The following is a 26,325-nucleotide window of genomic DNA, read 5'->3' as shown; positions in this document are numbered from 1 at the left end:
TTTCCCGAAAAAGGCCAGCCAGCCGCGGGTCTCCGACCAGGTTGTAATAAACTCAATGTCCTCGGCGGGAAACTTTGGTAATTTTGCCGAAAGCTGTTAAGATTATGTGCTTTCGGACAGTAATAAGGAACTCCCATGAAACCCTTATCCATTCGGGGTCAGGAGCTGGAAGCAGCTCTACGCGAACGTATTCTCATACTCGATGGCGCCATGGGCACCATGATTCAGCGCTATAAGTTGGACGAGTCCGCCTTTCGCGGCGATCGTTTTCCCAATCCCCGCGTGGACCTCAAGGGCAATAACGACCTGCTCTGCCTGACCCGGCCTGATGTCATCAGGGAAATTCATCTGGCCTACCTCGAAGGTGGCGCCGACATCATTGAGACCAACACCTTCAGCGCCACCAGCATTGCGCAGGCTGATTATCATCTCGAAGACATCGTCTACGAGCTGAATAAAAAAGCCGCGGAACTGGCCAAGGAAGCTGTCGCGGAATTCAAAAAGAAGCATCCCGAGCGTGACTGTTATGTCGCAGGAGCCCTGGGACCGACGAACCGGACGGCTTCGCTGTCACCGGATGTCAATAATCCGGCCTTCCGTGCCGTGACCTATCAGCAGCTGGTCGATGCCTATTACGAGCAGATCCGCGGTCTGGTCGACGGCGGCGTGGACATCCTGCTCCCCGAAACAACCTTTGATACGCTGAATTTGAAGGCCGCGATCTTCGCCATCGAAAAATTCTTCGATGAACATCCTTATCGTCTGCCGGTCATGCTTTCGGTGACCATCACCGATGCTTCGGGCCGCACGCTTTCCGGACAAACGGTCGAGGCCTTCTGGTATTCCGTGCGCCATGCCAAACCTTTGAGCGTCGGGATCAACTGCGCGCTCGGGGCCAAGGAAATGCGCCCTTATATTGAAACCCTCTCGCGCATCGCCGACTGCTTTATCAGCTGTTACCCCAACGCCGGTCTGCCCAATCCTTTGAGTGATACCGGTTATGATGAAACACCCGACATGACCTCGGCGCTTCTGGATGAATTTGCCGGCAGCGGTCTGATCAACATCGTCGGCGGCTGCTGCGGAACCACGCCCGATCACATCGGGGCGATCGCCCGGAAAATGCGCCAGCACCAGCCGCGCCTCGTGCCACGCCTGGAGCCGGCCACGTGCCTTAGTGGACTGGAACCCTTCATTATCAAACCGCAAAGCGGTCTTTTCTATATGGTCGGCGAACGGACCAACGTCACCGGTTCGCCACGCTTTGCGAAATTGATCAAGGAAGGCAACTTCGATGCGGCCCTGACAGTGGCCCGTCAGCAGGTGGAAAGCGGCGCCAACGTCATCGACATCAACTTCGATGAAGGCCTCCTGGATTCCGAAGCCTGTATGGAACGCTTCCTGAATCTGATCGCGGCGGAGCCGGATATTTCCCGGGTTCCCGTCATGCTCGACAGCTCCAAGTGGTCGGTGCTCGAACGCGGTCTGCGCTGCGTGCAGGGCAAGTGCATCGTCAACTCCATCAGTCTGAAAGAGGGCGAGGAGAAATTCATCGCCCAGGCCCGCCTTCTGCAGCGCTACGGTGCGGCCGTGGTGGTCATGGCGTTCGACGAACAGGGCCAGGCGGCGACCAAGGATGAAAAGGTTCGCATCTGTCAGCGCGCGTATCGCATCCTAACCGAAGAGGTGGGCTTCGATCCGCATGATATTATCTTCGATCCGAATGTTCTGACTGTCGCCACCGGGATGGAGGAACACAACGACTACGCGATCAACTTCATCGAAGCGGTTCGCGAAATCAAACAGGTGTGTCCCGGGGCTCTGACGAGCGGCGGGATTTCCAACGTCTCCTTCAGTTTCCGCGGCAACAATCCGGTCCGTGAAGCCATTCACGCCTGCTTCCTTTATCATGCGATCCGCGCCGGACTCGATATGGGAATCGTGAACGCGGGCATGCTCGAGGTTTACGAGGAAATCGAACCAACGCTCAGGGAAATGGTCGAGGACGTGCTCCTCAACCGGCGCCCTGATGCCACCGAGCGCCTGATCGATTACGCCGAGAAATTCAAGGACCAGACGCGGACGGCCAAGGAATCCGATAAGAATGCCTGGCGCCAGCTCCCCGTTGAGAAACGTCTGGCTCATGCTCTGGTCAAAGGCATCGATGATTTCATTGATGCGGATACCGAGGAAGCGCGTCAGCGTCTGCCCCGGCCTCTGGATGTGATCGAAGGTCCTTTGATGGACGGCATGAAAATCGTCGGCGGCCTCTTTGGTGAAGGCAAGATGTTCCTGCCCCAGGTCGTGAAAAGCGCCCGCGTGATGAAAAAGGCCGTGGCCTATCTTCAGCCTTTCATGGAGAAGGAAAAGGAAAAAGCCCAGGCCCAGTCGCAGGTTTCCTCGCGCAAGAGTCAGGGCCGCTTCCTGATTGCGACGGTCAAAGGCGATGTGCATGATATCGGCAAAAACATCGTCGGCGTGGTCCTGGCCTGTAACAACTACGAGGTCGTGGATATGGGCGTGATGGTGTCCTGTGAGGACATTCTGCGCAAGGCCAGGGAATGGAACGCCGATATGATTGGACTCTCGGGTCTGATCACGCCGTCCCTCGATGAGATGATTCATAACGCGGCTGAAATGCAAAGGCAGGGCTTCACCATTCCGCTTCTGATCGGTGGCGCCACGACCAGCCGCGCGCATACAGCCATCAAGATCGCACCGGCTTACAACAGTGCCGTCTGTCATGTGGCGGATGCCTCGCTCGTGGTCGAGGTCTGCAATGATCTCATGAGCTCCGAGCGGCGCGACGCCTATATCGAAAAAAACAAGGCGGATCAGCAGGTGCTTCGGGAACGCCATGCCGCCTCGCTGCGCGAAAGTCAGTTCCTCTCCATCGAAGAAGCCCGGAAACAGGCCTTCCAAAGCGACTGGAAAAACCTTCCGATCGATCGCCCGACACGCCTCGGTGTGTGGGAGCATGAGGACCTCAAGCTTGACGAGATCGCCGCGTATATCGACTGGTCGCCGTTCTTCTGGACCTGGGATATCAAGGCCCTTTATCCCAAAGTGCTGACGCATAAGACCTGGGGCCCGCAGGCTCAGGAGCTATTCAACGATGCCCGGAAACTGCTCGAGGACATCATCAAAAATCACAGATTCAACGCCCGCGCCGTCACCGGCCTCTGGGCCGCGAATCGGGTGGGCGATGATGTCGAAGTCTATGCCGATGAAAATCGCAGCGCGGTGCTGACGACGCTGCACTTCCTGCGCCAGCAGAAGGAACGCTCAGAAGGCAAGCCGGCTCACTGCCTCGCGGATTTCATCGCGCCCAAGGACTCGGGACGCCTCGATTACATCGGTGGCTTTGCGGTGACGGCGGGTTCGGAAGTGGAGGAGTGGGCGCATTCCTTTGAAAAGAAACACGACGACTATACGGCGATCATGATCAAGGCCCTCGGGGATCGCATGGCGGAAGCCATGGCCGAGATGATCCATAAGAAAATGCGGAAAGTCTGGGGCTTTGGTGCCCAGGAAAACACCAGCCTTGAGGATCTGATCAAGGAAAAATATCGCGGCATCCGTCCGGCTCCCGGTTACCCGGCCTGTCCGGATCACACGGAGAAGGGCACCCTCTGGCAGCTCCTGGATGTGGAAAAAAATGCCGGCATCAAACTCACCGAGAGTTACGCCATGCATCCGGGGTCGTCGGTGTCGGGCTATTATTTCTCCCATCCCGAAGCGGAATATTTCCGCGTCGGTTCGATCGATCGGGATCAGATGGAAGATTATGCCAGACGCAAAGGCCTCGATCTTGCCATCGTGGAACGCTGGCTGCAGCCGAACAAAGGCTATTGATCAGGACGCCTGCTCGGTGGTGCGGGCTGGAATTTTAGGCAGGGAAATGGAAAAGCAGGTGGCGCCGGGGGTGCTGATGAAACTGATGCGGCCCTCGTGCTCCTCGACCATGCCCTTGGCGGTGCTCAGGCCGACGCCCACGCTGCGCATCTGATCCTTGGTGGTGAAAAAAGGTTCAAAGATCTTGACCCGCAGGGACTCGGGAATGCCGGGCCCATTGTCCATCACTTCAATGCTGGCCCGATCGCCATGATCGAGCACCTGAATGCTGACCTTGGGCTCCTTCACCTGCAGCGAGGCTTCACAGGCATTGCTGAGCACGTTGAAAAGCGCCTGGATGAGCTGGAGCCGCCGGCCTTTCAGCTCGATATCATGCGGCAGGCGCCGCCATTCCAATTTCACGCCCATGGCATGAAAGGTCTGTTCGCTCAGCTGCAGCGCGACCGTTACGATGTCGTTCACCGAACAGCTCTCAAAGGGATCATGCGAGCCGTCGCGGGCAAAGTGCTTCAGGCTTTCAATTATCATGTGGCAGCGCGTGCACGCCTCGACGATCTTGCTGGTGGAAAAGATCAGACGATCCCCGGAAAGCTGGCCTTTTTGCGCCTGCGCATGCAGCTGCTCCGCATAGCCGCTGATGATGGCCAGGGGATTGTTAATTTCATGAGCCAGGCCGCTGGCAATGCCTGCCAATGAATTCAGGCGCTGCGAGGCGAGCAGCCGATGCCGCTCATCGTCCAGAAACTGCTCCATCTGCAGATGCTTCGTCATGTCAGCTGTCATGCCCATGACGGCATGGATTTCCCCGTCCGTTTCCAGGGGCTTCAACGATGTTTCATAACTCGCGCCTTGCACCGATAGCGTTATGCTGAACGTATGACCGCTCAGGGCCTTACGGAAATGACTTCGTTTGATCGGCAGGGCCGGGATTTTGAAAGCCGGTTTGCCCAGCTCCTCCTCCGGCTTCAAACCCAATTGATCCGCGAGCCCTCCGCTCAGAAGGATCAGCTGCTCATCCCTATCGATGACAAAGCATAGGATAGGGGCATGAAAAATAATGTCTTCAAGTTTCCAGGAATGCATGCGTCCCCTGACGGCTGCTGCCTTTTTGATCTGGTGATCTCTTCTATATTTTTGCATACTGAAGCCTTGGGAAAAGAGGGAACCTTTTGCCGAGGGAGGCGCCGTGCTGCAAGTGACTGTGGAGCAGCAGGATCAACAAACCAGGCTCATCCTGGCTGGTCCCATAGATGATCAAGCCGGACCCGCGCTGCGAGCCACGCTCCCGCAGATGAGAAAGCAGGTCCTGGTTAATTTTTCTGAAGTCGAATATTTCAATTCCCTGGGCATCCGTACCTGGGTGAACTTCCTGCGGGTTTTGCGTGACGGTCGGGAGGTGGCTTATGAACACTGTCCCATGGACTTTCTGCAGCAGATCAACATGATGCCCGCTCTGTCCCAGGGGGTTGAGATTCAGTCCTTTCAAGCGGATTTCGCCTGCAAAAGCTGCGGCTTTGAGAAGTCGATCGGTTTTACCTGCCGGATCGGCAAGGCCGCGCTGCGGGAGGAGATGGGACGCCAGGTATGCGAACGCTGTGGTTCCAGTCTTTCGCTTCAAGAGGATGCTGAATCCTTGCTCTTGTTTCTGAAAGAATAGGCCCTTGCATTTTGGGACTTTTGTCAAAAAATTTGCGGCCGGCCGGGTGGGCTCAAGTCCCCTGATGGGACGCCGATGCTTCATCAGAGGTTGGAGCATGAAGCACTGCACGATCAAGTGGTTGGGCCCGAACGAAGTCGCAATTGCCGGCATCGTGGACGAGTACGCGGATTTCTCCGAGTTCGTCCGTTGCGCCGAGAATACCATGATCGTCGATTTCTCAGACGTCACACGCATGAACAGCTCCGGCATCCGCAGCTGGATTCAGACCATCATGAAGCACAAGATCAAGCTGGTGCTGCGTAATTGTTCATCGGTGGTGGTGGAACAATTTTCCATGATTCCTGAGTTTGTCGGGAAAAATGGATATGTGGAATCCTTCTTTGTGCATTTTCATTGTGCTTCGTGCGAATATGAAACCAGGAAACTCTTCGTACCAGGACGCGATATCCAAATCTGTGAGTCACCTCATGTCTCCTCGCGGCTGACCGAAGCCTGTCCGAAGTGCAGTGACGCGCTCGAACTCGATCATAATCCGGATATTTATTTCGCTTTTCTTCGCTTTATGAAACCGCGCCAGGTGTCTTGATCGATTCTTTTTAATTCCTATGAACAGCTTTTTATCTTTGTTCATCTCAGCGTCTGAGATCATCGCAGAGATCTTTTTTGATCTTAGTGATCTTCGTGAATCTCAGTCTCTTCGTCTTGCGATGCGACCTAAATAAACGTGTGTATGCCATTAAATACGCATGTAACTCATTGAATTTTAAGATTTAAAATCAATTAAGAAAATAGAGTGCCCACGATGGTCTGCGCTCATGCCTGGCACGAGCTCTGCAATATAACGCTCGTGTTGGAAATTGCTCCTCGACTCAATAAACTCTAGGAAAGGTATTTCGTATGAGCATGGTAGGACATCTTGTTAAAGCCCTTGCCCCCGCTGCGCTGCTGGTATCATCTGTTTCTTTCGCTGACATCCTTGTTCCCGCTGAACCTGTCACGATCAAAAGCATCAAGGTCAACGGCTCCGGCTGCCCCCTGGGAACCGTGGCTCAGAATATCTCAGATGACAAGCAGGCTTTCACGCTGACTTTCTCGGAATTCGTGGCTGAAACCGGCCCGGGCATGTCCCCCACCGCTTCCCGTAAGAACTGCGTTGTGACCGCAACTCTGAAAGTTCCTGTGGGCTGGCAATATTCGATCGGCAGCTTCTACTACCGCGGCTTCATGGGTCTGGATGAAGGCATCCGCGCGACTCACACCACCTCTTACTTCTTTGAAGGTCAAGGCAAAACCGGTACCTTCTCGGCTGACAAGTATGGTCCTCTGTCGGAAGACTTCGTCTATACCGATAAGATCGGTCTGAACTCGGCTATCATGCCCGACACCTGGTCTGATTGTGCCAAGGAACGCGCCTTGAACATCAACACCTCGATCCGAGTTTCCAACATCAATTCCAGAAAATATCCCAATGCACAGGGCTTGATTACCAACGACTCGATCGATGGCGAAATCACACAAGTCTTTGGTCTGACCTGGAGACGCTGCCAGTAATGGTTGAAGTGAGGGAAGGCTGAAGAGTCACTCACTGGCGCCCTTGCCTTTCCGGGCAAGGGCTTTATAGCCTGTGGCCAAAACGAAGAATCTGGCCACGGGGTCTAAATCTCCTGCCGTTCCTGTCCTATGTGACAGCTGCTCGACCAGTCAGCGAAGGGAAACATCTTTTGATCGCTGTTGTAAGTCAGGAAAAGCCAGATATTGCGCGAGTAGTTGGCGAGATCGACGCTGAATGCGTACAGGTTTTCGAGCCGCTTTTGAAAGAGCAGCTGCGCGAAGAACTGAACCAGCATCAGGGCAATCAGAATCGGCTGGACCAGCGAATAGAACGCGACGAATAGCACCAGCATGGGAACCGCGCGTCTCCAGGTTTCCACATTCTTCATGTTGTCGATAATGGCCTCCGGATTCATGGGCTAGCCCTCCCCATTTCGTCTTTAAAAGTGAAATAAAACGTCACGCGACCGTCCAAATTTTTGGCGATCGGAAATTGCATCTTGCCGAGTGCAAAATAAAGACACTCCACGACCTTCTTGCTGTTCAGAGTGCCCCCGCTGTATTTGAGATTCTGCATGGCGCCGTCCCCCTTGTTGACGCGAAAGCGAAAGGAAATCTGGCCCTGCAGGGAACCGTCGCGATCCAGTTGATCCATGTAACAGGTTCGCAGATCGAGGTCCTGGGAAACCAGGGTACTGACGATGCTCTTCGAATAGCGCTGCTCCTTCCCGAGATCGACCTTGTAGTGCATGGAGATCTGGCGTTGCGTTGAAAACGCCGCGCGCGCTTCATCGCTGGTGCTGAAGCTATCCTCGGATTTGGCGAAGAGTTCCGACCCGCCGAGTTTTTTCTGAATCTTTTGCGTGTAGCCATCCATCACACCGGCAAAGGCATCGTGCTGAAAGGTATTCACAAACTTGTCGGGAGCCGGTTGAAAGAGCGCCATCAGCGCCTTGCCCTGTCCGGGTGCCAGCACCAGGTCGCCCAGATTGGAGAGGAAGAGATGCCGGATAAAGATCTGCGGCTTGCCCTTGCTGATCCAGGTTCGCGTCAGACCCGAGTTATCGTTCAGGCTCAGTTTCTGGACCTGGTAGTTGCCGGCTGGAATCTTCCAGACCCTTTGCTGACCTGTCGTATCGGTGCCGAGCGGCTGACTGACTACGTATTTTTTACCCTGACTCACTTCGTGCAAGTGAATAAAGACGTTGCTCGTGATAGCGAGCCCGCGGGAGTTCTTCTTGAAGCCCTGCAGGCGAATCTTCACATAAAATCCGCCATAATCCTTGGGCAGGAGTTCGCCTCCCCAGGGTTCCAAAGGCGTATAGGGATCATCGGCAAGAGGTGATCCCGCCGAAAGGATCAGCCCAATAAGGATGGGAATAAGAAATTGGAGTTTCAATGCGGATCCCCTGGCGCGCGCCTTTTAAAGGTGCTGGCTCAATCATAACAGCCGTGATATGGGCAAATGTTGCTTAAGGAGATGAGCTGCCCATCCATTGCGATATGGGCAAACGTTGCTTTAGGAGATGAGCTGCCCATCCATGGCGATATGGGCAAACGTTGCTTTAGGAGATGAGCTGCCCATGAAGATTGCGGAACTGTATCGTTATCCCTTGAAGGGCGGCCGGGGCGAGGCCCTGTCCCAGGCGCAGGCCCTGGAAACCGGCTTCCCGGATGATCGCCGCTGGCTGCTGGTCGATGCCCAGGGTCGATTTTTGACCCAGCGCGAACATGCAAGGATGGCTCTTATTGAGACTCAGGTGAACTCGCAGCTTCATTTCCGTTATGAGGATCGCGCCCTGACCCTGGATCGGGGAAGTCGCTCGCAGTGCACGACGAGACCGGTCACGGTCTGGAAGGATACCGTCGAAGCCTGGGACCTTGGGGATACAGCGGCTGCCTTTTTTTCGAGCATCCTGCAGCAGGACGTTCGCCTCTGTGAGGCAATGCCCCAGCATCCACGGCTGGTGGAAGCCCAATACACCGAAGACCGGCAGGCGCCCTATCTTTTTGCCGATGCCTTTCCCTATCTCATCATCAGTCAGGAATCCCTGGATCTTCTCAATGAAAAATTGCAGGCGACGGGAGAAAAGCCGATCGGCATGGACCGTTTCCGTCCCAGCCTCGTGATCAAGGGCTGGGAGCCGCATGCGGAGGACACCGTGCAAACGCTGAATATCGGCGGCCGGGTGCGGCTGCGTCTCAGCAAGCTCAGCAGTCGCTGCAATGTCACCACCATCGATCAAACGACCGGCGCATCGGGTCCGGAACCTCTGCGAACGCTGGCCCGCTATCGCAAGCTGGGCAGCAGCAAAGTTTATTTTGGTATGAATGCCTGGCTACTGTCGGGCGCCGGCGCCGTGATTCAGCCCGGCGATACCGTGACCGTCGAAGTATAAGGCTGGCGGCCCCTTCCAAAAAGGGGTTCGTCATGCCAGGCAAGTTTTTTCTGCTCTTCAATCGCGCGGTACAACCAGGAAGGTCTTGTTGTACTCGACGATATAGTCCTCTGACTTTTTCACCGTATACGATCCGCTTGGCAAAGTGAGAGGAGCCACTTCCTCGACCGAGAGTCGCGCCTTGGTGCGACGGTAGGTGCCGCTGTCCACTTCCATGCGCGGCAGATTCTCATCCTGAGACTGCCGGGGACCGGTGCTGCCACCAAAGGTTGAAGCCGGAAGTTCGCTGACCAATGGGGTCACGACCAGAAAGGCGGGAGCCAGGAATTTCAAGAGAAGTCTTTGCATGAGTCACTCGCTGTTAAGGAGATGGAGCCTTGGGATTCAACACAGTACTGACCACTACGGTTGCGACACTTTGCGAACCCCGGCAGCTTTTGTCATCCAGGATCGATTGGATGGATTTTTCAGCCAAGGTCATCACTTCCTGAAGTCTCTCAATCCCCTTGTCATTGAGTCCTTCAATGCGCAGGGATGTGAAACTGCCCATTTGATCGGAACGTTCGCGATCAAAAAGGTCCAAAACAAAACCCATCCACCGTAAAACACGTTCAGGTGTGGGATCAAAGAAATAATCCGCGGTTAACTTCACGCGCTCATCCTGGCGACAAAGTATTTCCGCATCGATCAGCGATTGAATACAGCGCGCGGCCCTTGTTCCCATGATGGTTTCGAGTTCCCGGGCATCAATGCCTCCGTCCGGACAACTCAGGGCAACAGCAAGCATGGCCTCTTTGCTGGAAATGGGATCCAGTTTTTCATTCGGAAAAAAACGGAACGGTCGCTCCAGGCCCAGGCGTGCTTCCGGAAAAAAATCCTGCACGGCCTGCCGCGTCTCCTCGGGACTCATGATCACGGACGCCAGCTGCAGAAGGCTTTGCAGATTGGCTTCACCATCACCAGACGCAAGACGACGTACCGTACTGTAACCCAGACGGCTTCTTTCTGCCAAATGGAGCAGGGTATGGCGCCGACTCGCCTCCGTCCATGCGGTGATCTTTTCCCGCAAAAATGACCTAAGATCCACCGTGTCGTCCCCCCGCGTGGCCTGGCTATGATGCGCGATGTTCTGTGACCGACGCTAATCGAGCCTGGGGCGCTTGTCAAGCCATGGTGAGTCGATGGGCCGTTTCAGTATACGCGTGGGAGGCCAGGAGGGACACGGCTTCCAGGCTCTTGCAAAAAGTTGAACTGCTTTCACTTAAAACCGCGAAGCCCGAAGTTCGACGTCTGCCATCGCCCAGGCTCTCTTGAATTGTTCGCGAACGTTGGCGGCTTCCTTGCTTTTCCCCTGTTTTTCCAGGGCTTGCGCCAATCCATAAAGCGACCAACCGTTTTCCGGATAGAGCTCGAGATCCTCCTGATAGGTTTTCACGCTTTGATCGAAGCGACCCGCCTGAAGGTAGGCATGGCCCAAAATCTGCCGAACCGGATGGTGCCACGTGGCTGGTTCATCGTAACGAAGTTCATCCTCGGCTTTTACCGCGGCGTCCAGCTCCATGATCGCCTTTTGCAACTGACCCTGTTCCAAAGCCAGTTCACCGGCCGCCACATGCTGAGCCACCTTCATGAGGCCCTTGGTGGAGTTGATATTCCAGATGCTGATATTCTCCAGGGCAGGATTCTGAGCGATCGCCCGCGTTTGATCGAGTTCCTTTTGGGCCTGCGCAAAGTTTTTCTTGCGGGCGAAGGCAATGGTTCGGGCGTAATGCCAGACGCCGCGAGGATAGATCAATTCCTTGGCTGGTTCAGGCGCTTTGAGAATCTCATCCCATTTGCCAAAGCGAACCATGGCGTAGAGCGGTGTATACGCATAGTGTTGCAGCGTTTCCAGTCCTGGCGTTTTCATAAGGTCCTTATCCGTATGGTGATCCAGGTGCTCTGCGGCCTGAAACGCCTTTTTGGATTGACCGGAGAGTGTCGCCGCGGCCCAGAGGAAGTGATAATTGTGCGGCTTGTAAGCCAAAGGATAAATACCCTGCTCCTGGCACTGCGTGATGTAACCCTGATCCGCAAGCGCCGCCTTTTCATTGGCCACAACCGCGTCCTGATAACGTCCGGTGCGGATATAAATGTGAGCCGGCATATGCACCAGGTGACCGGCGCCAGGAACCAGACCACCCAGACGGTCAGCGCTCTTGAGGCCCATCTCCGGGGTTTTCGAGGCTTCCACCGCATGGATATAGAAATGATGCGCTCCCGGATGATCCGGATGAGCTTTGATCACCCCTTCCAGAACAGAAAGGAGTTCAGGCGTCCAGGGCCGCGGCTGACCCGAGCGATCCCAGAAATCCCAAGGGTGCTGATCCATGATGGATTCGGCGTAAATGGTGGCCGCATCCGGATCGGAAGGAAACTGCTGCACCACTTTTTTCATGGCCTCGGTAAAGGCGCGATCGAGGGGCGCACGATCCTTGACGGGCTGGGCGACATAGCGCTCACTGATCGCCTGAATATAGGCCTTCTCCTTTGGTGAGGCATGCGTCAGCCTTTTTTTGGCTTCCTGAACGTGACTGTAAGCACGTGGGACCACTTCATCATCCATCCCGGCATTGATGTTAGGTCCGAGCACCCACGCGGCGCCCCAGTAGCAGATCGCGCAGTTGGGATCATAAAAAGCAGCCGCGAGGAAGGAACGTTCCGCTTCCGCATGATTGAAACCAAAAGCGAGAATCAAAGCTTGATTGAAAAACTTTTGCGCTTCCTTGGATGAGGTGCTGATCGGATGCTGCCAGGTGCCGAGGTTGGAGAAGATGGGCGCCTGAGGTTTCTCCTGGGCAGGGCCCTGGGCCTGGAGTGGCGCGAAACTGGAGCCGAGAGACATACATAGGAGCACGGGGATCATTTGGAATTTATGCGTAAACAACGTCATGTGTTTATCCTCCATTTGCCTCTCGTATAGGAGAGCCGAGTGGCAAATGGCAAGACAAAATCCGAGGTTATTTTTACCAGTGCTTCACGCCACCTGTTGGAAACTGGACCGCGGCCAATGAAGGATCAGCGTCGTGCCATGACCGACTTCACTTTCCAGGACGAGGTCGCCGCCCAGAGCCCGCACGGACTGCCTTAAAGCTTCCATGCCAAGGCCACGTCCGGAGATTTCCGTGGCCTGATCCCTGGTGGTAAAACCGGCGGCAAAAATGAATTCGTAAATTTCTTCCTTGCTGAGTTTCTGACATTCCGCGGCTGTCACGAGGCCTTTTTCCACCGCGCGCTGCCCGATGATTTTGGGGTCGAGGCCGCGCCCATCATCCGTCACGCGGATGCTCCAGCCTTCTCTTGTTTCATAGAAACCAATCTCCAGTTGAGCCGGGTCGGGTTTGCCTTCCCGCTCCTCGGGGGTTTCAATGCCATGATCGACTGCATTGCGCAGAGCATGGCTCAGCTGGGCGATAAGCGGACTCACAGTCTCAGGATCGAGCAGCAGATCTCCACCGACGACCGTGATGTTGACGCGTTTGTCCAGTTTTTGCGCGAGAGCCTGCACCTGTTCCGGCAGAATGCCAAGCAGTTCCCTGGCGCTGCGTTGTTTCGATTCCTGCATCAAACGGCGGAAGATCTCGCGTGCGGTGCCGAGGTCGCGGGCGGCCTGAAGTTCGGCCGCATAGCGATCGAAGGCTTCCTGGCTGATGGTCATGCGTTTTTGATCCGCGCTCTTGAGATTCAGAACGGCATCATTCTGGTCCACGAATTCCTGCAGCAGAATCGTGAGCTGATCAAGATCCTTCTGCTGCACTATCGTTTGCGTTTCCAGACCGTGGATCACATGCGCAAATTCTTCAAGACCGAACATCAGAGCATTGCCTTTGATGGTGTGCAGCTGCATGCGGGTCTGAGCCAGATCGCCGATCTGCACGGCCTGACGAGCCCTCTCCAGACATTGCGCGGTTTCTTCCATGAAGCGCAGAAAGGCATCGCGGTGCGCAATGATGCGGAGGAGACTGCGGTGTCTTTTGTTTTCCTTGAGCAGGTGCTCGAGTTCGGTGATATCACTGATGGAAAAGAGCAGGCGCGTGATTTCCTTTTTATCATTTTCGATCGCTTTCACACTGACGTCGTAAACGCGATCTTCAATGGCAAAGCGGGCCGGGATCAGACTGGTGGTGACCTCAAGCGGCATGATATTTTCAAAGATCTGTTCGCAGGCCAGGATAAACATGGCCCTTGTTTCCGGCTCAAAACGGAAAAGATCCGCCACGTCCCGATCCGCCAGCTGATCGGTTCGAAAGATGCCGACGCACGAGGCACTGAAGGTACGACCCACCCGCCGATCCTCGCCCACGACCAGGAAACCATGCTTCACGTGATCCAGGATCTCACGGATATCCCGGGTGCGTTCCTGAACCTTGAGTTCCAGTTCCTCGTTGACCACCTTGAGTTTGGCCACCAGACGACGGTTTTGCACCAGCGTATCAGCCAGGGCATTCGAGGACACCAGCACCTGGGCGAAAATGGCAACCAGACAGCCCGAAAAGAGCAGCTGGACGGAGTTGATTTTGCCGAGCGCGATGAGCACATCATGAATGCCGACCGCGAGGAAGAAGGTCACCGCCGCCCAGGGCAGATAAAGACTGGATCCCGCTCCAGGCTTGCGCAGAAAGCAACGGATATAGTTGACCTTGGCATGAATCACCGAGAGCAGGGCACTGAAGATGGTCAGCTTGCGGGCCAGCACCATCTGATCAAGGTCGAAGCGCTGACTCAGGAGGACAAACCAAAGACTGAGCCCCACGCCGACACTCCCTAGAATCCAGGACCAGGTGCGACTGGGACGGTACTGATACTGAGCCAGAAGATTCAGAGAGAAGGGCCCGAGCACGATACCGATAAAGTGAAGGCAGAAGTTGCGATCCGGTTCGACCAGATTCTGCATGAAATCCGAGGTATGCAGGAAGAAGGGGAAAAAGCCAAAACAGGCGACGGTGGTCAGAAGATAAAGGGTATAACCCGTCTTCACAAAGTAGAGCAGGAAGATGGCGCCGGCAAAGAAGGCAAAGAATGCGGAGAAGGTCCGCATCTCACCCGAGAAGAAGTGCCAGACACTCAGCATCCGATCCACGCGCGCATGGGCCCGCAGCTCAAAGGGCAGCTGATAGACGCCCACCATATTCAGGGTATCCACGCGCACGGCCAGGGTGTGCTGGGCCTGGGTCACGGTGAAGGTGATGGGAACAGCCTGAACGCCATAATATTTCTGATCCGTCCGCAGCCCATCCCGTTCATAAATCAGCTGGCCGTCGCGATACACCTGCATGCCGGCCAGGAAGCTGTCCATCAGGAGCACCACTTTTTTTCCGATTAGATCCGGTGCGAAATGAAAGACACCCCGATACCAGCCGACCTGGAAATTTTTTCCATCGCCGTAAACCTTGTTCCAGGAGCCGGGAGCCTTGACCACCGTCCAGCTGCTGGTATCCAGATCAGGATCCTTGTTCGACGGCTGATCATCCCGTGTAAAAAGCCAATATCCCGAGAGGTGGAGCGGTTCGTCGAGGCTTTCAACCTGGAAGGCGCAGGAGTCACAGGCGGGTGTGGTCGCGGCCATGTTTTCTGCGCTCCAACCCTCCAGCGTCATGGCACCGAGGACCCAGACGGCTAGCAGCAGACGAATGAACTTGTTCAGCATATGTCCACCTTCATGAGTTAAGCTTTTCCCCTAGTTTAACGGACAAGATCATGGGCTCCAATACCAGAAGAGCAAACCGCAGAGCGTCAGGCGCTGTCGTTCACCTCAGGCGCTGCTGCATCCAGCAGCCCAATTTCCACCAATATATCCCGGACAAGCTGGTGCCAGTTGATGCACGCACCGATACGGGCGATCACGCCTTCCGTGAGAATCGAGCCGGAATTGGGGAAGAAAAAGTGAGGATCGAGCCGGATTTTCCTGGTCAGGCCCTGCTTCAGCAGATAACTGGTAATGTCCTCATAATCGTCATCATAGAAAGGACGTTCCGTATCGAAGGCAAACGGAGCCATGAAAGCCGGACCGAGCTTCTGGACGAACAAATCGAAAGGCATGTCCTGGCGTTCAAAAAATTGCAATTGCATGAGCTGCTCATGAAGGGAGGCATAATCCCCCTGCAAGCGACTGATCATGATCTGGACGTAGAGGCGGCGCAGATCGTCCGGGATTTCAAAGCAGGCTCCAAAATCCAGCACCGCCACCTGATCAGGCGTCACGATGAAATTGGCAAGATTGGGATCGATGTGCTGCATGCCATGCTTCAGAAAAGAGATGGCGGTGAAGCGGATGACCTTTTTCGCGACTTCATTCAGCTCCGCCTGGCTCGCTGTCTGGATGAACTGATCGAGGCGGGTGCCTTCCACGAATTCGGTCACCAGAATGGAGGCGGTGCTGAGTCCGGTGTCCACCCTGGGAATCCGGATGTTGGGGTCGTTCGCAAAGAGCTGATGGAACGCCATCTGCGTGTCCGACTCCAGCCGATAATCACACTCGCGTTGAAAGCGCTGGGAGAACTGCTGCATCACCACGCGCAGATGTTCGACGGGAATGAGCTGACGGGAAAGCGGCATGATCAGCCGCAGAAGGCGCATATCGGAACGGACAGCCTCCTCGATGCCGGGATATTTGACTTTCACTGCCAGGTCCTCCCCGTTCCGTCCGGTGGCCCGATAGACCTGACCGATGGAGGCCACCGCGATAGGATCCGGATCAAAGACCGGGAAGCAGGCCGCCAAAGGCTCTCCCAGCTCGCGCTCCATCCCATCCTTGAGCGCAGCGAAAGGCAGTGGGGCGGCATCCTCGTGAATCCCCTGCATGATGGCCTGCGCATCCTTGTGAGTGAAATAATTGGCTGCCATGATCTGCGCGATTTTCATGGCGGGACCCTTGAGTTCACCGAGGACCAGTTCGAAATCCTTGAGAAAGTCGAGAAAGATCTGTTTTTGCTGCTGCTCCATCACCACAGGATCCCGATGCTTCAGGTAGAGCTTCGTCAGATGCAAGGTGCAACGCGCCATGGTTTGCGCCACTTTCAAAAAGCGCGGCGTCGTTCCCGTATAGAATTTCTGCTGGCTGCGTCCGGCCTCCTTGTGTACGACGACAGGCAACGATTCCGTCATATCCCGCAGGACCCCGAGCGCATCCGGAGAACGGCCATCGGAGAGACGAAACGATTGAGCCCGGTATTCATCGTTTAAAAGCGAGGCAAAGGCCGTTTGCTTGATGCGGGTCAGCCAGCGGATGGCACAGGCCAGAAATAAGAGGGCGGCTTCCGGGTCATGCGGCGCCTGCAGAGCCACGAGGCGTTTGCCGAGCGTTTCGAAGCGTTGCTGGAGGGGGCTGCTTTGATCATGCAGGGCATCAAGCGTGCTGATGAGTTGCCGGCCGAGCTCATGCAGACCTGCGGCGGATTCCTTCCCCTGCCTCGTTTTCCAGAGGGCAGCCTCCTTGCGGAATTCATGTCCAGGAGATGCGCCCAGCCAGAGGAGGCTCAGGCAAAGGTCGAAGCTTTCCCACTCCCAAGGCGTATGGCCCAGGAACTCATGCAGAGCCTTGGCCTCAGCGCCTTTTTGCAAGGCTGCGATCTGATGTATCCATTCCACTTCCAGCGCGCACTGCGGATCATCCGCAAACTCTTCAAGATAGCTCCGTGCCTGCAACAGCGCCTGATCCGGTTCCCCACTCAGACGATAGGCACGAATCAAAAGACGCCAGGCCTGACGGCGGTCGCTGGCATCCTCGCGCTCCCCAATCAGAACCGTGTGCAGGGCAATCTTGGTCGTGCGCAGATGCCCGAGCATCCAGGCCTGCTGTGCGCGGAGCCAGGCCGTGGGTTCCTCGCTGGTGCGGGCATCCCGTCCCAGATATCCACCCAGCATGGACTGCACGGCGCTTTCCCAGGCATCGCCACGGACAATGCTGTTGCCTGCCATGGCCTGATACAGGCGCTCATAAAGATGACTGTGATGGGACGTGACGGGTCGGATCTGGCAGAATCCGAGGCAGGTTTCCCCGAGTTCAAGGAGTTTGACCTTGTCGCGTTCCTTGATGGAAAGAAGATTTCTGTTCAGATCGAGAACGAGCAGTATGCAGAAATAAATTTCCAGAGCGTCCACTTCCGAGTGGATGCGTGCCGCCTCCAGGTCCGCAAAGAGTTGAATCAGGGTCTCCTGGCCATCATCCGCCACAGGATATTTCTGCCTGACCTTTTTTTCGCAGGATTGCAGGAGTTCGCTTGAAATTTTTTGTTTCGCCATAAGGGCCAGCTCCCCCGTCTTTATTCGGATTATGCTGGCTGGACCTGAGGCAAAAAGGTGAACTTTTCTCCTCTTACCTGACGTAAGAATGAAGCGTTCATGGGGTGGGGCGCGGAGCAGGAGGAGGGTCCACAGGCCGCCCGATTGAAGTTACGGACATCAACCCCAGGGACTTGTTTAGGCGACACATGGACCCTCCCATTGTGTGCTGCATAATGAATTGCAAACGCGCGGCCATACCCTAGTGGGCTGGAATTCCAGGGAAAAGCGCAGGGCACCAGCGTTCAAGCGGGCGGCAATTCGGAGTTATTCTGGCGGAATGAAGAAGTTATTTCAGTGAGTTGCAGATTATTGGACGTACGGTGAGGAGGGAGAAGCGGCGCCGGGAAAAAGCAGCGCCCTGTTTTTATGGGTAAAATCTCGGGAAGTCACCTGGCAGAGCGGGGCTGAAAACCCTGCGCCCTTGCCGAGCGCAGCTTTCAAAGCAGTTCTCTTTCAAAATTCGCGCCATGGGTTTCCGGGAGTTTGAAACCCTCACGAATGCCATCCAGAATCGCCGTCATGGCTTCCGCCGTGTATTCCCGGGTCAGGAAATCCAGGCGAAAATCTCGAACGCCCAGTTCCATCAGGCGCCGCCGATGATCCGACACGGCGAAGGCTTCCTTGCCATAAACGATGGATTTGCAGCTTTCATGGGCCACGAAGAAGCGTTCCCCTTCGTCATTTTCAATTTCGAGCGTGCGGTAACCGCAGACGGCCGCTGTGGGACAGCCGTGATGCAAAGCAGTCAAGGAACAGGCTTCCGCGATGAAAAGCGGCGTGTCCTTATAAAGGATAATCTGCGGCTCGACTGACGCCGGCCAGTTGCGCAGCTTGGAACGAAGACTCGGCAGATCATCCTCCACCGAAAGGCAAACACGTTGGACGTTTTGTTCCAGCAGACTCAGTGCGGCTTCGGTATTCAAAGCATATAGCGTGAAGTCCGAGGCGAGGTCGCAGTCCTGACGTCGATAGCCGGCCTCATCCAAAAGCTCCAGCGCCCCGAGGTTGCCGACTTCAAAGGCGGGCGTGTGCCCGGCATTTTGAAAGGTTCTGAGCCAGGGACGCAGCAAGGGTTCATCCCAGGCCCGAATCACCGTCGGCAGCGCGAGGCGCAGGGAGGCCTGCATGGCCTCGGCCACGGAACGCAGCTGGGCATAGGCTGCATCCGCTGATATTTTGCCGAGGAACGCCCGCTTGGGTTCAAAAACGATCTCATCGACCACGAAGTCCGCATGCGCTGCAGCATAAGTCTGGAGGATGGGCAGATACTCCAGACGATCGATCTTGATTTGATAACGGGCCGCTGTCACCGCTTCCCGTTTGCTGCGCTGGAGTGCAAGGGACGCATTGGCCTCAGCCAGGGAGCTTTGCGTGTATGCGTCGATAGCCGACGTGAGCTGTTCCGAAACCTGCTTTTTCAACTGTTTCAGAAGGCTTTTGGGCACAAACCAGCCCCAGTCTCCCTCGAAGGTCAACGACGCGGCCAGAACTTCCGCTTCGCCGAAAATCGTGAACAGATCCTCCAGATCCTTTTGCAGCCGCGCCTCGGTTTTGGGTTTTTGCGCGGGAGCGGTCAGGTTTGTTTCCAGGAGGGTCCGGGTTCCCAGACAGGCTCGAATCGTCAGGATCAGTTCGCCATCATGAGCCCTGGATGCGATATGAAAATCAAGCGAACGCAAGGGCCGCAGACGCGTATCATCAGGAGCCTGGCTCAGGGCCTCGGTGTGACGCTTCAATTCATTGGAACGAATCTTGTAGATGAGGTCGCCAGGTCTTGGCAGTTTCTCATCATCCGGCACCTGGATCCGCACTTTTTCACCAGCCTTGGCTTCTGTGCGACGCTGCTGGGAAACGGTAAAATCCCGCAGAGAGAATTGACAATCCTCGCCGGCATACTTGCGTTTGGCCGTCTTCAGATTGGCTTTGATGGCATCCCCATGCTGAGGTTTGGCATGATACACGTCCAGGGCCGGATCGATGCGCAGACCATCGAAGCGTTCGAGGGCTTCGCTGGTGATAAACTCCAGCGTGCGGCCTTCCACGCGGCCCACCGTTCCAATCAGGAGACCCTTGTGGGTGGGATTGGCCAGATCGATGACGTTTTCATGGTAGCGCCCCTTCACGAAGAAGGTGGTGGTTTCCCGATGAAAACTGAAAGCCATGTCGCGCTGCCAGTCGCGGGCCTCATGAGCCAAAGGCCGGGGCGCGGTGTCCCGACCGAAGAGTTGATTCAATTTATCGCGATAAAGACCGACGCTCGTGGCCACATACTGGGCATCCTTCTTGCGGCCTTCGATCTTCAGCGTGTCGACCCCGGCCGTGACCAGCTTATCGAGGTCCTGACTGGTATTCAGATCCTTCATGCTGAACAGAAAGCCGTGGCCGGGCTCGTTGAGAATCTTATAGGGCTTGCGGCAGGTGTAGGCACATTCCCCACGGTTGCCGCTTCGGGCATCCTCGGCACCGGAAAAGAAACAGAGGCCACTGTAGCTATAGCAGAGACTGCCATGACAGAAGGCTTCGATTTCCACGAGGTCCCGCGGCACTTCGCGACGAATTTTTCTGAGTTCCTGAGCGGTCAGTTCGCGCGCCATCACCACCCGGCGAAAGCCGAGGCGGGCAGCAGCCAGCACGCCGCTCGCATTGTGAACAGCCATCTGGGTTGAGGCATGCAGGCGCAGATTGGGAAATTCCCGGCGAATCAAACGCGCCACACCGATATCCTGAACGATGACCGCTTCCACCCCAATCCACTGCAGTTCAGCCAGATCCGCGATTAAACGCGGCAGCTCCGCTTCCTTCAAAAGGATGTTGATGGTGACCAGAACCTTCATGCCGCGACTGCGGGCCAACGGCACCAGACTGCGCAGATCCTCCAGCGTGAAATTCTCGGCGCGACCCCGGGCATTGAATTCCTTCATGCCGAGATAGACTGCATCGGCTCCTGCATGGAGAGCCGCAAAAAACTGCGCCCTTCCGCCCGCCGGAGCGAGGATTTCTGGCACCACAAAATCACTGTAATTTCCAGTGTTTGGAGATGCTTTCTGTGGCTCGTGAGAATGACTGATCTCTCGTGACATGGGAATCCCTCGGCTACGACCTAAGATGGCTATCGGATAGCAGGATTTGAAGAGCAAAGCCAGCGAATTAGGGGAAGAATGGCGGTATCGCAAGCCGGTTCAAGGGCGTGGCGGCTTCGATAAACGGCAAGGACCCCGCGGTCCTCCTGAGAGGACACGTGGGTCGTAAGGAAAGCTCCTCAATGAGCAGTTGTCACGTACAGGACCTGTAGCGCAACCTAAGCAGTGTTTCGACACGATTCGTTTCGTCTTCCACGCTTAACGTGTTGTAACCGTGGGGTCTTCCGTCGAGACGAACCCTGGTATTGATCGACATCAGTTGAGTGCCGCCGCAGCGGGTCCAGCCCGCACCGATATTGTCATTCACCACCGTATAGCCACCAGCTTGTCCGGGGTTGAAGGTATAGGTTTTAAAGGTGTCAAAGCCACCTTCACCGGGCAGATAGTAGCGGGCGCGGAATTGTCCCCGGGCGCCGCCTGTCGTGTCGGAGAAACCACGATGTTCCGTGCGGTACCATGAAACGGAAATGCCGGGAGGCAGATTCAGTTCCACCGAAATCGTACAGCCGCGGGTGGGAGGAAAACTCACAAGCTCTCCGGCCGGCGCCAGCTCCGCAATGAATTGGCTGAAGAGGATCTGGAGGGTGGTCTTGTCCGAGCTTAAAAGGTAGTCGTACGAACCAGGAGGGCACCCATCGCCACTTGCTGCGAACTGCTTGATGGTAACATTGGATACCTGGGCCAGCGCTGCCTGTGTTCCTATCAGACCTGCGCATGACACAAGCAATCCGAGGAAAAAGTTTCTAAACTTCATAAGCAATCTCCCTTGGAATGAATTGTTCGTCTGGATACTAGCGATTCCAGGGAGAATAAAAAGTTGGAACAGCAATCATTTGGAAAAAATCATCAATACAAAAAATATTTCACGCCTATTCCACGGCGACAGAACCCCCATGTCGCGAATCCGATCCGCCTGACCATTGCTTTCTTTCCTTGTCGTAGAGCACCGCCTGCACATCGCCGAAGTGAAAACTCCGATCCCCAAAATTATGTCCCATGGACTGCATGATTTTCTTGGTATCAGGATTTACACCCCAGGGTTCGCTCAGAATCCGATCGGGCATCCATTGATGATGCAGCTTGGGAGCGTCGATGGCTGTCTGGATATCCATGCCCAAGGCCAGGGTGTTGAGCGTCACCTGAAACACCGAGTTGATGATGGTCGGGCCGCCTGGAGAGCCCAAGGCCAGGATGGGTTTGCCGCCTTCGAGGACTATGGTCGGCGTCATCGAGGACAGCGGCCGCTTTTTGGGAGCGATCGCATTGCGATCACTTTGCAGGAGGCCATACATATTCGGGGAGCCTGGCTTGCTGGAGAAATCATCCATCTCATTGTTCATGAGGATGCCGGTGCCCTCGGCGGTGACGCCGGAGCCAAAGCTGCCGTTCAAGGTATAGGTGTTGCTGATGATCATGCCTTGAGCATCGACGATGGTGTAATGCGTGGTATCCTGGCTTTCCTTATCCGAAAAATCCCCAGGTTTAATCTCCTGGCTCGGCGTGGCTTTGCTCATGTTGATGTTGGCCCGACGTTTGGCCAGATAATCAGGGGCCAGAAATTTTTTCAGCGGATTTTGTACAAAATCCGGATCACCAAACCATTCGGAGCGATCGGCAAAGGCCCGCTTCATGGTTTCCACCAGCAGGTGATTATACGCAGCCGAACCAAAGCCCAGCGCCTGCACATCATCCTTTTCCAGCATGCCGAGCATGGCGAGCAGGAGGGCGCCACCCGAGGAGGGAGGCGGTGCGGTGAGGATCTGGTAATTTTTATAACGGCCTTCCAACGGAGCACGTTCGACGGCCTTATAATTCTTCAGGTCATCCAGGGTGATGACGCCGCCACCTTTTTTGATGGCCGCCACCATACGCTTGGCAATGGTACCACTGTAAAAGGCGCTTTCCCCTGATTTTTGAATCTGCGTGAGACTCCAGCCCAGATCCGTCTGCACAAAGCGATCGCCGACCTTCAGGTCCTTGCCGTTCTTGAGAAAGATGCGGCGGCTGACGGGAAATTTTTCCAGTCGCTCCTTATGTGACTCCAGCATGGAGACAAACGATTGATCGACAATAAAGCCTTCCACCGCGAGGCGCCGGGCGGGTTCGATAACTTTTTTCCAAGGGAGCTTCCCATATTTTTTGTGCAGAAGAGCCATGCCGGCCACCGTACCCGGTGTGGCAATCGCGCGAAAGCCTCGGGTCGAAGCCCCGGGTATGATTTCGCCCTTGGCATCCAGATAGAAGTTTTTGTCGGCCGCTGCAGGGGCCGTCTCCCGGTAATCAATAAAATTACTTTTGCCATCCTGGCTGCGCACCAGCGCGAAGCCTCCACCGCCCAGGTTGCCGGCGGCTGGCCAGGTTACAGCGAGGGCAAAACCCACAGCGACAGCTGCGTCTGCGGCATTGCCACCTTGACGAAGGATGCTGGCTCCGACCTCTGAAGCTGCGGGACTGACTGTGGCGACCAGGCCGCGCGGGCCCCACACCGGAGCGCGGCTGGCTCCATAGCCTTGGGAAGGTTGTAAAAGAAAAAGGGGAAATGTGATCCAAAGAACGAGTGTGGTCAGGATTCTGCTCCGGAAAAACCCTGTACGTGGTAATGCATCATTCATGGCAGCAGACAACTCCAGATGTATGGCTATTAAAGAGGACTTTCGACTGCAAGGTAACTCAAAAGTGCGGCACGCTGCAAGCCTTCGACGTGCCAGGGTCCCGGGCGCGGCCTGCTGGTGCTGTCTGCGATGTCATGAAAAGGATCAGGGGAAGTGGGCTGGAGGATTGCGGTGAAATCCCCGCGTGGCTCTTACGAAAACGCAACACGGGGCCGTCCACGGAGTCGGAATCGAACAGGTTCAGGTCGGCTTGGTTTCGGTCTTCGGTTCCACCGCTTCCGCCGTTTTCTCAGGAGCAGGCGCCGCGGATGATGCAGCCGCAGGTGCCGGGGCAGCTTCGGGAGCGGCAGCCGGAGCTTCCGTGCCTTCCGCTGGAGTTTCCTGTTTCAAGGGGAAGAGTTCATGCATTGGCTTGTCCCAGGACGGATCATACGCAACAAAAGTGTCGGCATTTTTCACAAATTTTCCATCCACATAATGCCCTTCATGATACTCATGTTCGGGCTCCTGAGGCGTGGCGCCGTCCGGTGCCAGCGGATAACCGTTTTCATCGTAACCCGGCAGCGGATGACCGTGTTCGTCGAGACCGGGACCCAGCAGGGGTTTGGTGTCTGTGGTTTGCGAATCGGCCAGGGCAGCGTCCAGCACCTGCTGAGGCGAGGTGCTTTGCAGTTTCTTTTGCAGTTCGCGGATGCGCTCCAGTTCAAATTCACGCTCGGCTTCATGGATGACATCGTTGAAGCCGCTGCGCACTTCATTGGCCTGCCGACGGACCTGCACAAAAACCTTTCCAAACTTTCGCATGAGGTCCGGCAGTTTATCGGGCCCAATAAAGAGCATGGCGACGATGGCGATGACGATCAATTCCATGGGACCAATGCCGAACATAGAGAAATTCCTTTCACGGGGAAACGGGACGAGTCGCTGACGCCTGCGCCCTTATTCTAACCTGCGCCGCCCCAGGTGTCAGCCCTTCTTGCGAATCATATAGAGTCCATCGGCCAGAGAGAGCATGGAGGCTTCCACACGGCTATCTTTGCGCACAACAGCATTGAACCGACGCAGAGCTTCCGTGGATGGCGTGTTATCGGCGGGATCGATGATGCGGCCGCTCCACAGCACGTTATCGGCCAGGATCACACCGTTGGGCCGCAGGAGTTCCAGACCAATTTCATAGTAACTGCCATAATTTTCCTTGTCGGCATCGATGAAAATCAGATCAAAGCTGTTTTTGCCGCGATTGGTGAGCAGCTTTTGCATTGTATCGACCGCAGGACCCAGGAGTATTTGCGACTTTTTTTCCAGACCCGCCGCCTTCAAATACTGGCGGGCGATGCCGGTGGTTTCCGGATCGATATCGCAGGAGATGATCTCGCCGCCCTCGGGCAGACCCAGGCCCATGCAGATGGTGCTATAGCCGGTAAAGCAGCCGATCTCCAGAATGCGGCGGGCTCCGATCAGGCGCACCAGCTGATTCATGAACACACCCTGATCCTCGGCAATCTGCATGCCGGCATCCGGGCGCTGGCGCGTGATGGCGATCAACTCAGGCAGGACGGGGTGCAGCGGAGTCTGGTGCTGGACGAGGTACTCATAAACGGTTTCCGTCATGGGAACAGTTTTCATGGCTGCGTTCCTTCCAAAAAAAAAGAGGAGCGGGGCTCCTCTTTCTTATAACGAATTATTTGGTGGATATCAGTTCCAGAAGTGCCTTTTGCGGGTCCGCGAATTTTTTCAGGCCGTCGGCCATCAGGAAATCCTCGAGTTTCTGGAAGTCGACATACCTGTCGATGGCATCCAGCACTTCCCTGGGAGGCAATTGCTGAATCTGCGATGTGAAGGTGCGACCGCTGGCGGCCACCGCTTCATTGGTTTCGGGTGGATTGGTTTCGATATCGCTGCCGGCAAAGGCCTCGACATACTTCCATTTGGGGTCGCTCGGCTTCTTGGTGCCGGTGCTGGCGAAGATCATCTCCTGCTCCAGCTTCATGCCCTTGTCAGCCCAGAAGGCCTTGTTCTTCGCCCAGATGCGCTTGGCATTGACGATGCCGACCCAGCCTTGGCCGACGCCGAGTTCCTTGACGTGCTCTTCGGTGTAAACATCAAGACGGGACACGAAGATACTATAAACGCTCTTGAAGCGGTCGCGATTGGCCAGACGCTGCGCGCCTCTCCAGACGGCTTCACGCGCCTTGTTGTATTGGGCTTCCGAGAAAATCAGCGTGACGTTCAGATTCACGCCGGCGGCGGCCAGTTCCTCAAGCGCATCGATGCCGGCAGGTGTGGCCGGAACCTTGATCATGCGGTTGGCGTGGCCCTTCGACCAGAATTTGCCGAGCTCGATGTAACGCGCCACGCGCTCCTGGTGAGGAGGACCGAGTTTGAGATCCTCGAGCAGAGGATCCACTTCGAAACTCACATAACCGTCGTTACCGTGAGTTGCTTCATAAACAGGCATAAACACGCGTTCGGCTTCACTGACCAGATGATTGGTCACGGTCCAGGCCACGTCTTCAGGCGATTTGCCTTCCGAACGCAGCTGGCGAATCATTCCATCCATGAGGCCAGTCTTGACGATATTGGCGACAATAATGGGATTGGACGTGGCGCCGGTAGCGCCCTGGCTTTTGCTGAGTTCAACAAGTTTGGGATCGATCGAGTCCAGCCACAGTTTGGTGCCGGAAGCGACCAAGGATTGGAGTGGTGCCGTCATTGAGGAATCCTTTCGCGGGGTCACAGTTCGGGGCGGATGCTAACACAGGGACCGAATGCGGACAATGCCCTTA

Annotated in this window: 19 protein-coding genes; 5 read left to right on the top strand and 14 right to left on the bottom strand. The window is 55.7% G+C overall.

The window, feature by feature from the left end; all coding sequences use genetic code 11:
- The first annotated feature begins 135 nt into the window (after positions 1-135).
- On the top strand, positions 136-3,855 hold the full coding sequence (metH, locus tag OLTU_RS25245; protein ID WP_141735506.1) for a methionine synthase: 3,720 nt from the start codon (positions 136-138) through the stop codon (positions 3,853-3,855).
- On the opposite strand, the gene OLTU_RS25240 is transcribed toward metH, so the two are convergent.
- Complete coding sequence (locus OLTU_RS25240; RefSeq protein WP_176736947.1) at positions 3,856-4,938, bottom strand: sensor histidine kinase; 1,083 nt, start codon at positions 4,936-4,938, stop codon at positions 3,856-3,858.
- Positions 4,939-5,041: 103 nt separating this feature from the next.
- On the opposite strand from OLTU_RS25240, the gene OLTU_RS25235 reads away from it, so the two are divergent.
- The 3 genes from OLTU_RS25235 to OLTU_RS25225 all read left to right on the top strand — a co-directional run bounded on the left by OLTU_RS25235 (position 5,042) and on the right by OLTU_RS25225 (position 7,066).
- Positions 5,042-5,512 carry an STAS domain-containing protein gene (locus tag OLTU_RS25235; protein ID WP_141735504.1) on the top strand — a complete coding sequence of 157 codons (471 nt, stop codon included), beginning with the start codon at positions 5,042-5,044 and terminating at the stop codon, positions 5,510-5,512.
- Positions 5,513-5,609: 97 nt separating this feature from the next.
- Complete coding sequence (locus tag OLTU_RS25230; protein ID WP_141735503.1) at positions 5,610-6,101, top strand: STAS domain-containing protein; 492 nt, start codon at positions 5,610-5,612, stop codon at positions 6,099-6,101.
- Positions 6,102-6,412: 311 nt separating this feature from the next.
- Positions 6,413-7,066 carry a DUF4360 domain-containing protein gene (locus tag OLTU_RS25225; protein WP_141735502.1) on the top strand — a complete coding sequence of 218 codons (654 nt, stop codon included), beginning with the start codon at positions 6,413-6,415 and terminating at the stop codon, positions 7,064-7,066.
- 104 nt (positions 7,067-7,170) lie between these two features.
- Here the strand turns inward: OLTU_RS25225 and OLTU_RS25220 are convergent, their stop codons facing one another.
- Both OLTU_RS25220 and OLTU_RS25215 read right to left on the bottom strand, forming a co-directional pair.
- Positions 7,171-7,482 (bottom strand): DUF4389 domain-containing protein, encoded by a 312-nt coding sequence (locus tag OLTU_RS25220; RefSeq protein WP_141735501.1) that lies wholly within the window; start codon positions 7,480-7,482, stop codon positions 7,171-7,173.
- Positions 7,479-8,465 (bottom strand): AgmX/PglI C-terminal domain-containing protein, encoded by a 987-nt coding sequence (locus OLTU_RS25215; protein WP_141735500.1) that lies wholly within the window; start codon positions 8,463-8,465, stop codon positions 7,479-7,481. The genes OLTU_RS25220 and OLTU_RS25215 overlap by 4 nt, the downstream gene beginning before the upstream one ends.
- A gap of 184 nt (positions 8,466-8,649) precedes the next feature.
- On the opposite strand from OLTU_RS25215, the gene OLTU_RS25210 reads away from it, so the two are divergent.
- Entirely contained in the window at positions 8,650-9,465 is an 816-nt protein-coding gene (locus tag OLTU_RS25210) for an MOSC domain-containing protein (RefSeq protein WP_176736946.1), read from the top strand.
- 57 nt (positions 9,466-9,522) lie between these two features.
- Here OLTU_RS25210 and OLTU_RS25205 read toward each other — a convergent pair whose 3' ends face one another.
- The 11 genes from OLTU_RS25205 to OLTU_RS25155 all read right to left on the bottom strand — a co-directional run bounded on the left by OLTU_RS25205 (position 9,523) and on the right by OLTU_RS25155 (position 26,252).
- Positions 9,523-9,813, bottom strand: a complete 291-nt coding sequence (locus tag OLTU_RS25205; protein WP_141735498.1) for a hypothetical protein — start codon at positions 9,811-9,813, stop codon at positions 9,523-9,525.
- A gap of 13 nt (positions 9,814-9,826) precedes the next feature.
- Positions 9,827-10,552 (bottom strand): hypothetical protein, encoded by a 726-nt coding sequence (locus tag OLTU_RS25200; protein ID WP_141735497.1) that lies wholly within the window; start codon positions 10,550-10,552, stop codon positions 9,827-9,829.
- A 174-nt stretch (positions 10,553-10,726) separates the two neighbouring features.
- Positions 10,727-12,397 carry a tetratricopeptide repeat protein gene (locus OLTU_RS25195; RefSeq protein ID WP_176736945.1) on the bottom strand — a complete coding sequence of 557 codons (1,671 nt, stop codon included), beginning with the start codon at positions 12,395-12,397 and terminating at the stop codon, positions 10,727-10,729.
- An 84-nt stretch (positions 12,398-12,481) separates the two neighbouring features.
- Positions 12,482-15,151 (bottom strand): ATP-binding protein, encoded by a 2,670-nt coding sequence (locus tag OLTU_RS25190; RefSeq protein ID WP_141735496.1) that lies wholly within the window; start codon positions 15,149-15,151, stop codon positions 12,482-12,484.
- Between the two features lie 86 nt (positions 15,152-15,237).
- A complete protein-coding gene (locus tag OLTU_RS25185) occupies positions 15,238-17,745 on the bottom strand; it encodes an ABC1 kinase family protein (RefSeq protein WP_141735495.1) in 2,508 nt (835 codons plus the stop codon).
- Between the two features lie 479 nt (positions 17,746-18,224).
- On the bottom strand, positions 18,225-20,795 hold the full coding sequence (locus tag OLTU_RS25180) for a U32 family peptidase (protein WP_176736944.1): 2,571 nt from the start codon (positions 20,793-20,795) through the stop codon (positions 18,225-18,227).
- A gap of 265 nt (positions 20,796-21,060) precedes the next feature.
- Positions 21,061-21,681: a DUF4360 domain-containing protein gene (locus OLTU_RS25175; protein ID WP_141735493.1), complete on the bottom strand. Its 621-nt coding sequence runs from the start codon at positions 21,679-21,681 to the stop codon at positions 21,061-21,063.
- 115 nt (positions 21,682-21,796) lie between these two features.
- The gene (gene ggt / locus OLTU_RS25170) at positions 21,797-23,539 is read right to left on the bottom strand and encodes a gamma-glutamyltransferase (protein ID WP_141735492.1); all 1,743 of its coding nucleotides are present in this window, start codon (positions 23,537-23,539) and stop codon (positions 21,797-21,799) included.
- 240 nt (positions 23,540-23,779) lie between these two features.
- The gene (gene tatB / locus OLTU_RS25165; protein ID WP_141735491.1) at positions 23,780-24,427 is read right to left on the bottom strand and encodes a Sec-independent protein translocase protein TatB; all 648 of its coding nucleotides are present in this window, start codon (positions 24,425-24,427) and stop codon (positions 23,780-23,782) included.
- A gap of 78 nt (positions 24,428-24,505) precedes the next feature.
- Complete coding sequence (locus tag OLTU_RS25160; protein WP_141735490.1) at positions 24,506-25,165, bottom strand: O-methyltransferase; 660 nt, start codon at positions 25,163-25,165, stop codon at positions 24,506-24,508.
- A gap of 55 nt (positions 25,166-25,220) precedes the next feature.
- Entirely contained in the window at positions 25,221-26,252 is a 1,032-nt protein-coding gene (locus OLTU_RS25155; RefSeq protein WP_141735489.1) for a transaldolase family protein, read from the bottom strand.
- Positions 26,253-26,325 lie beyond the last annotated feature (73 nt).

Origin of the sequence: Oligoflexus tunisiensis (assembly GCF_001748245.1) — a bacterium.
GTDB lineage: Bacteria > Bdellovibrionota_B > Oligoflexia > Oligoflexales > Oligoflexaceae > Oligoflexus > Oligoflexus tunisiensis.
The sequence above is the reverse complement of the archived record's forward strand: the minus strand, read 5'-3'. Positions and strand labels throughout refer to the sequence as shown.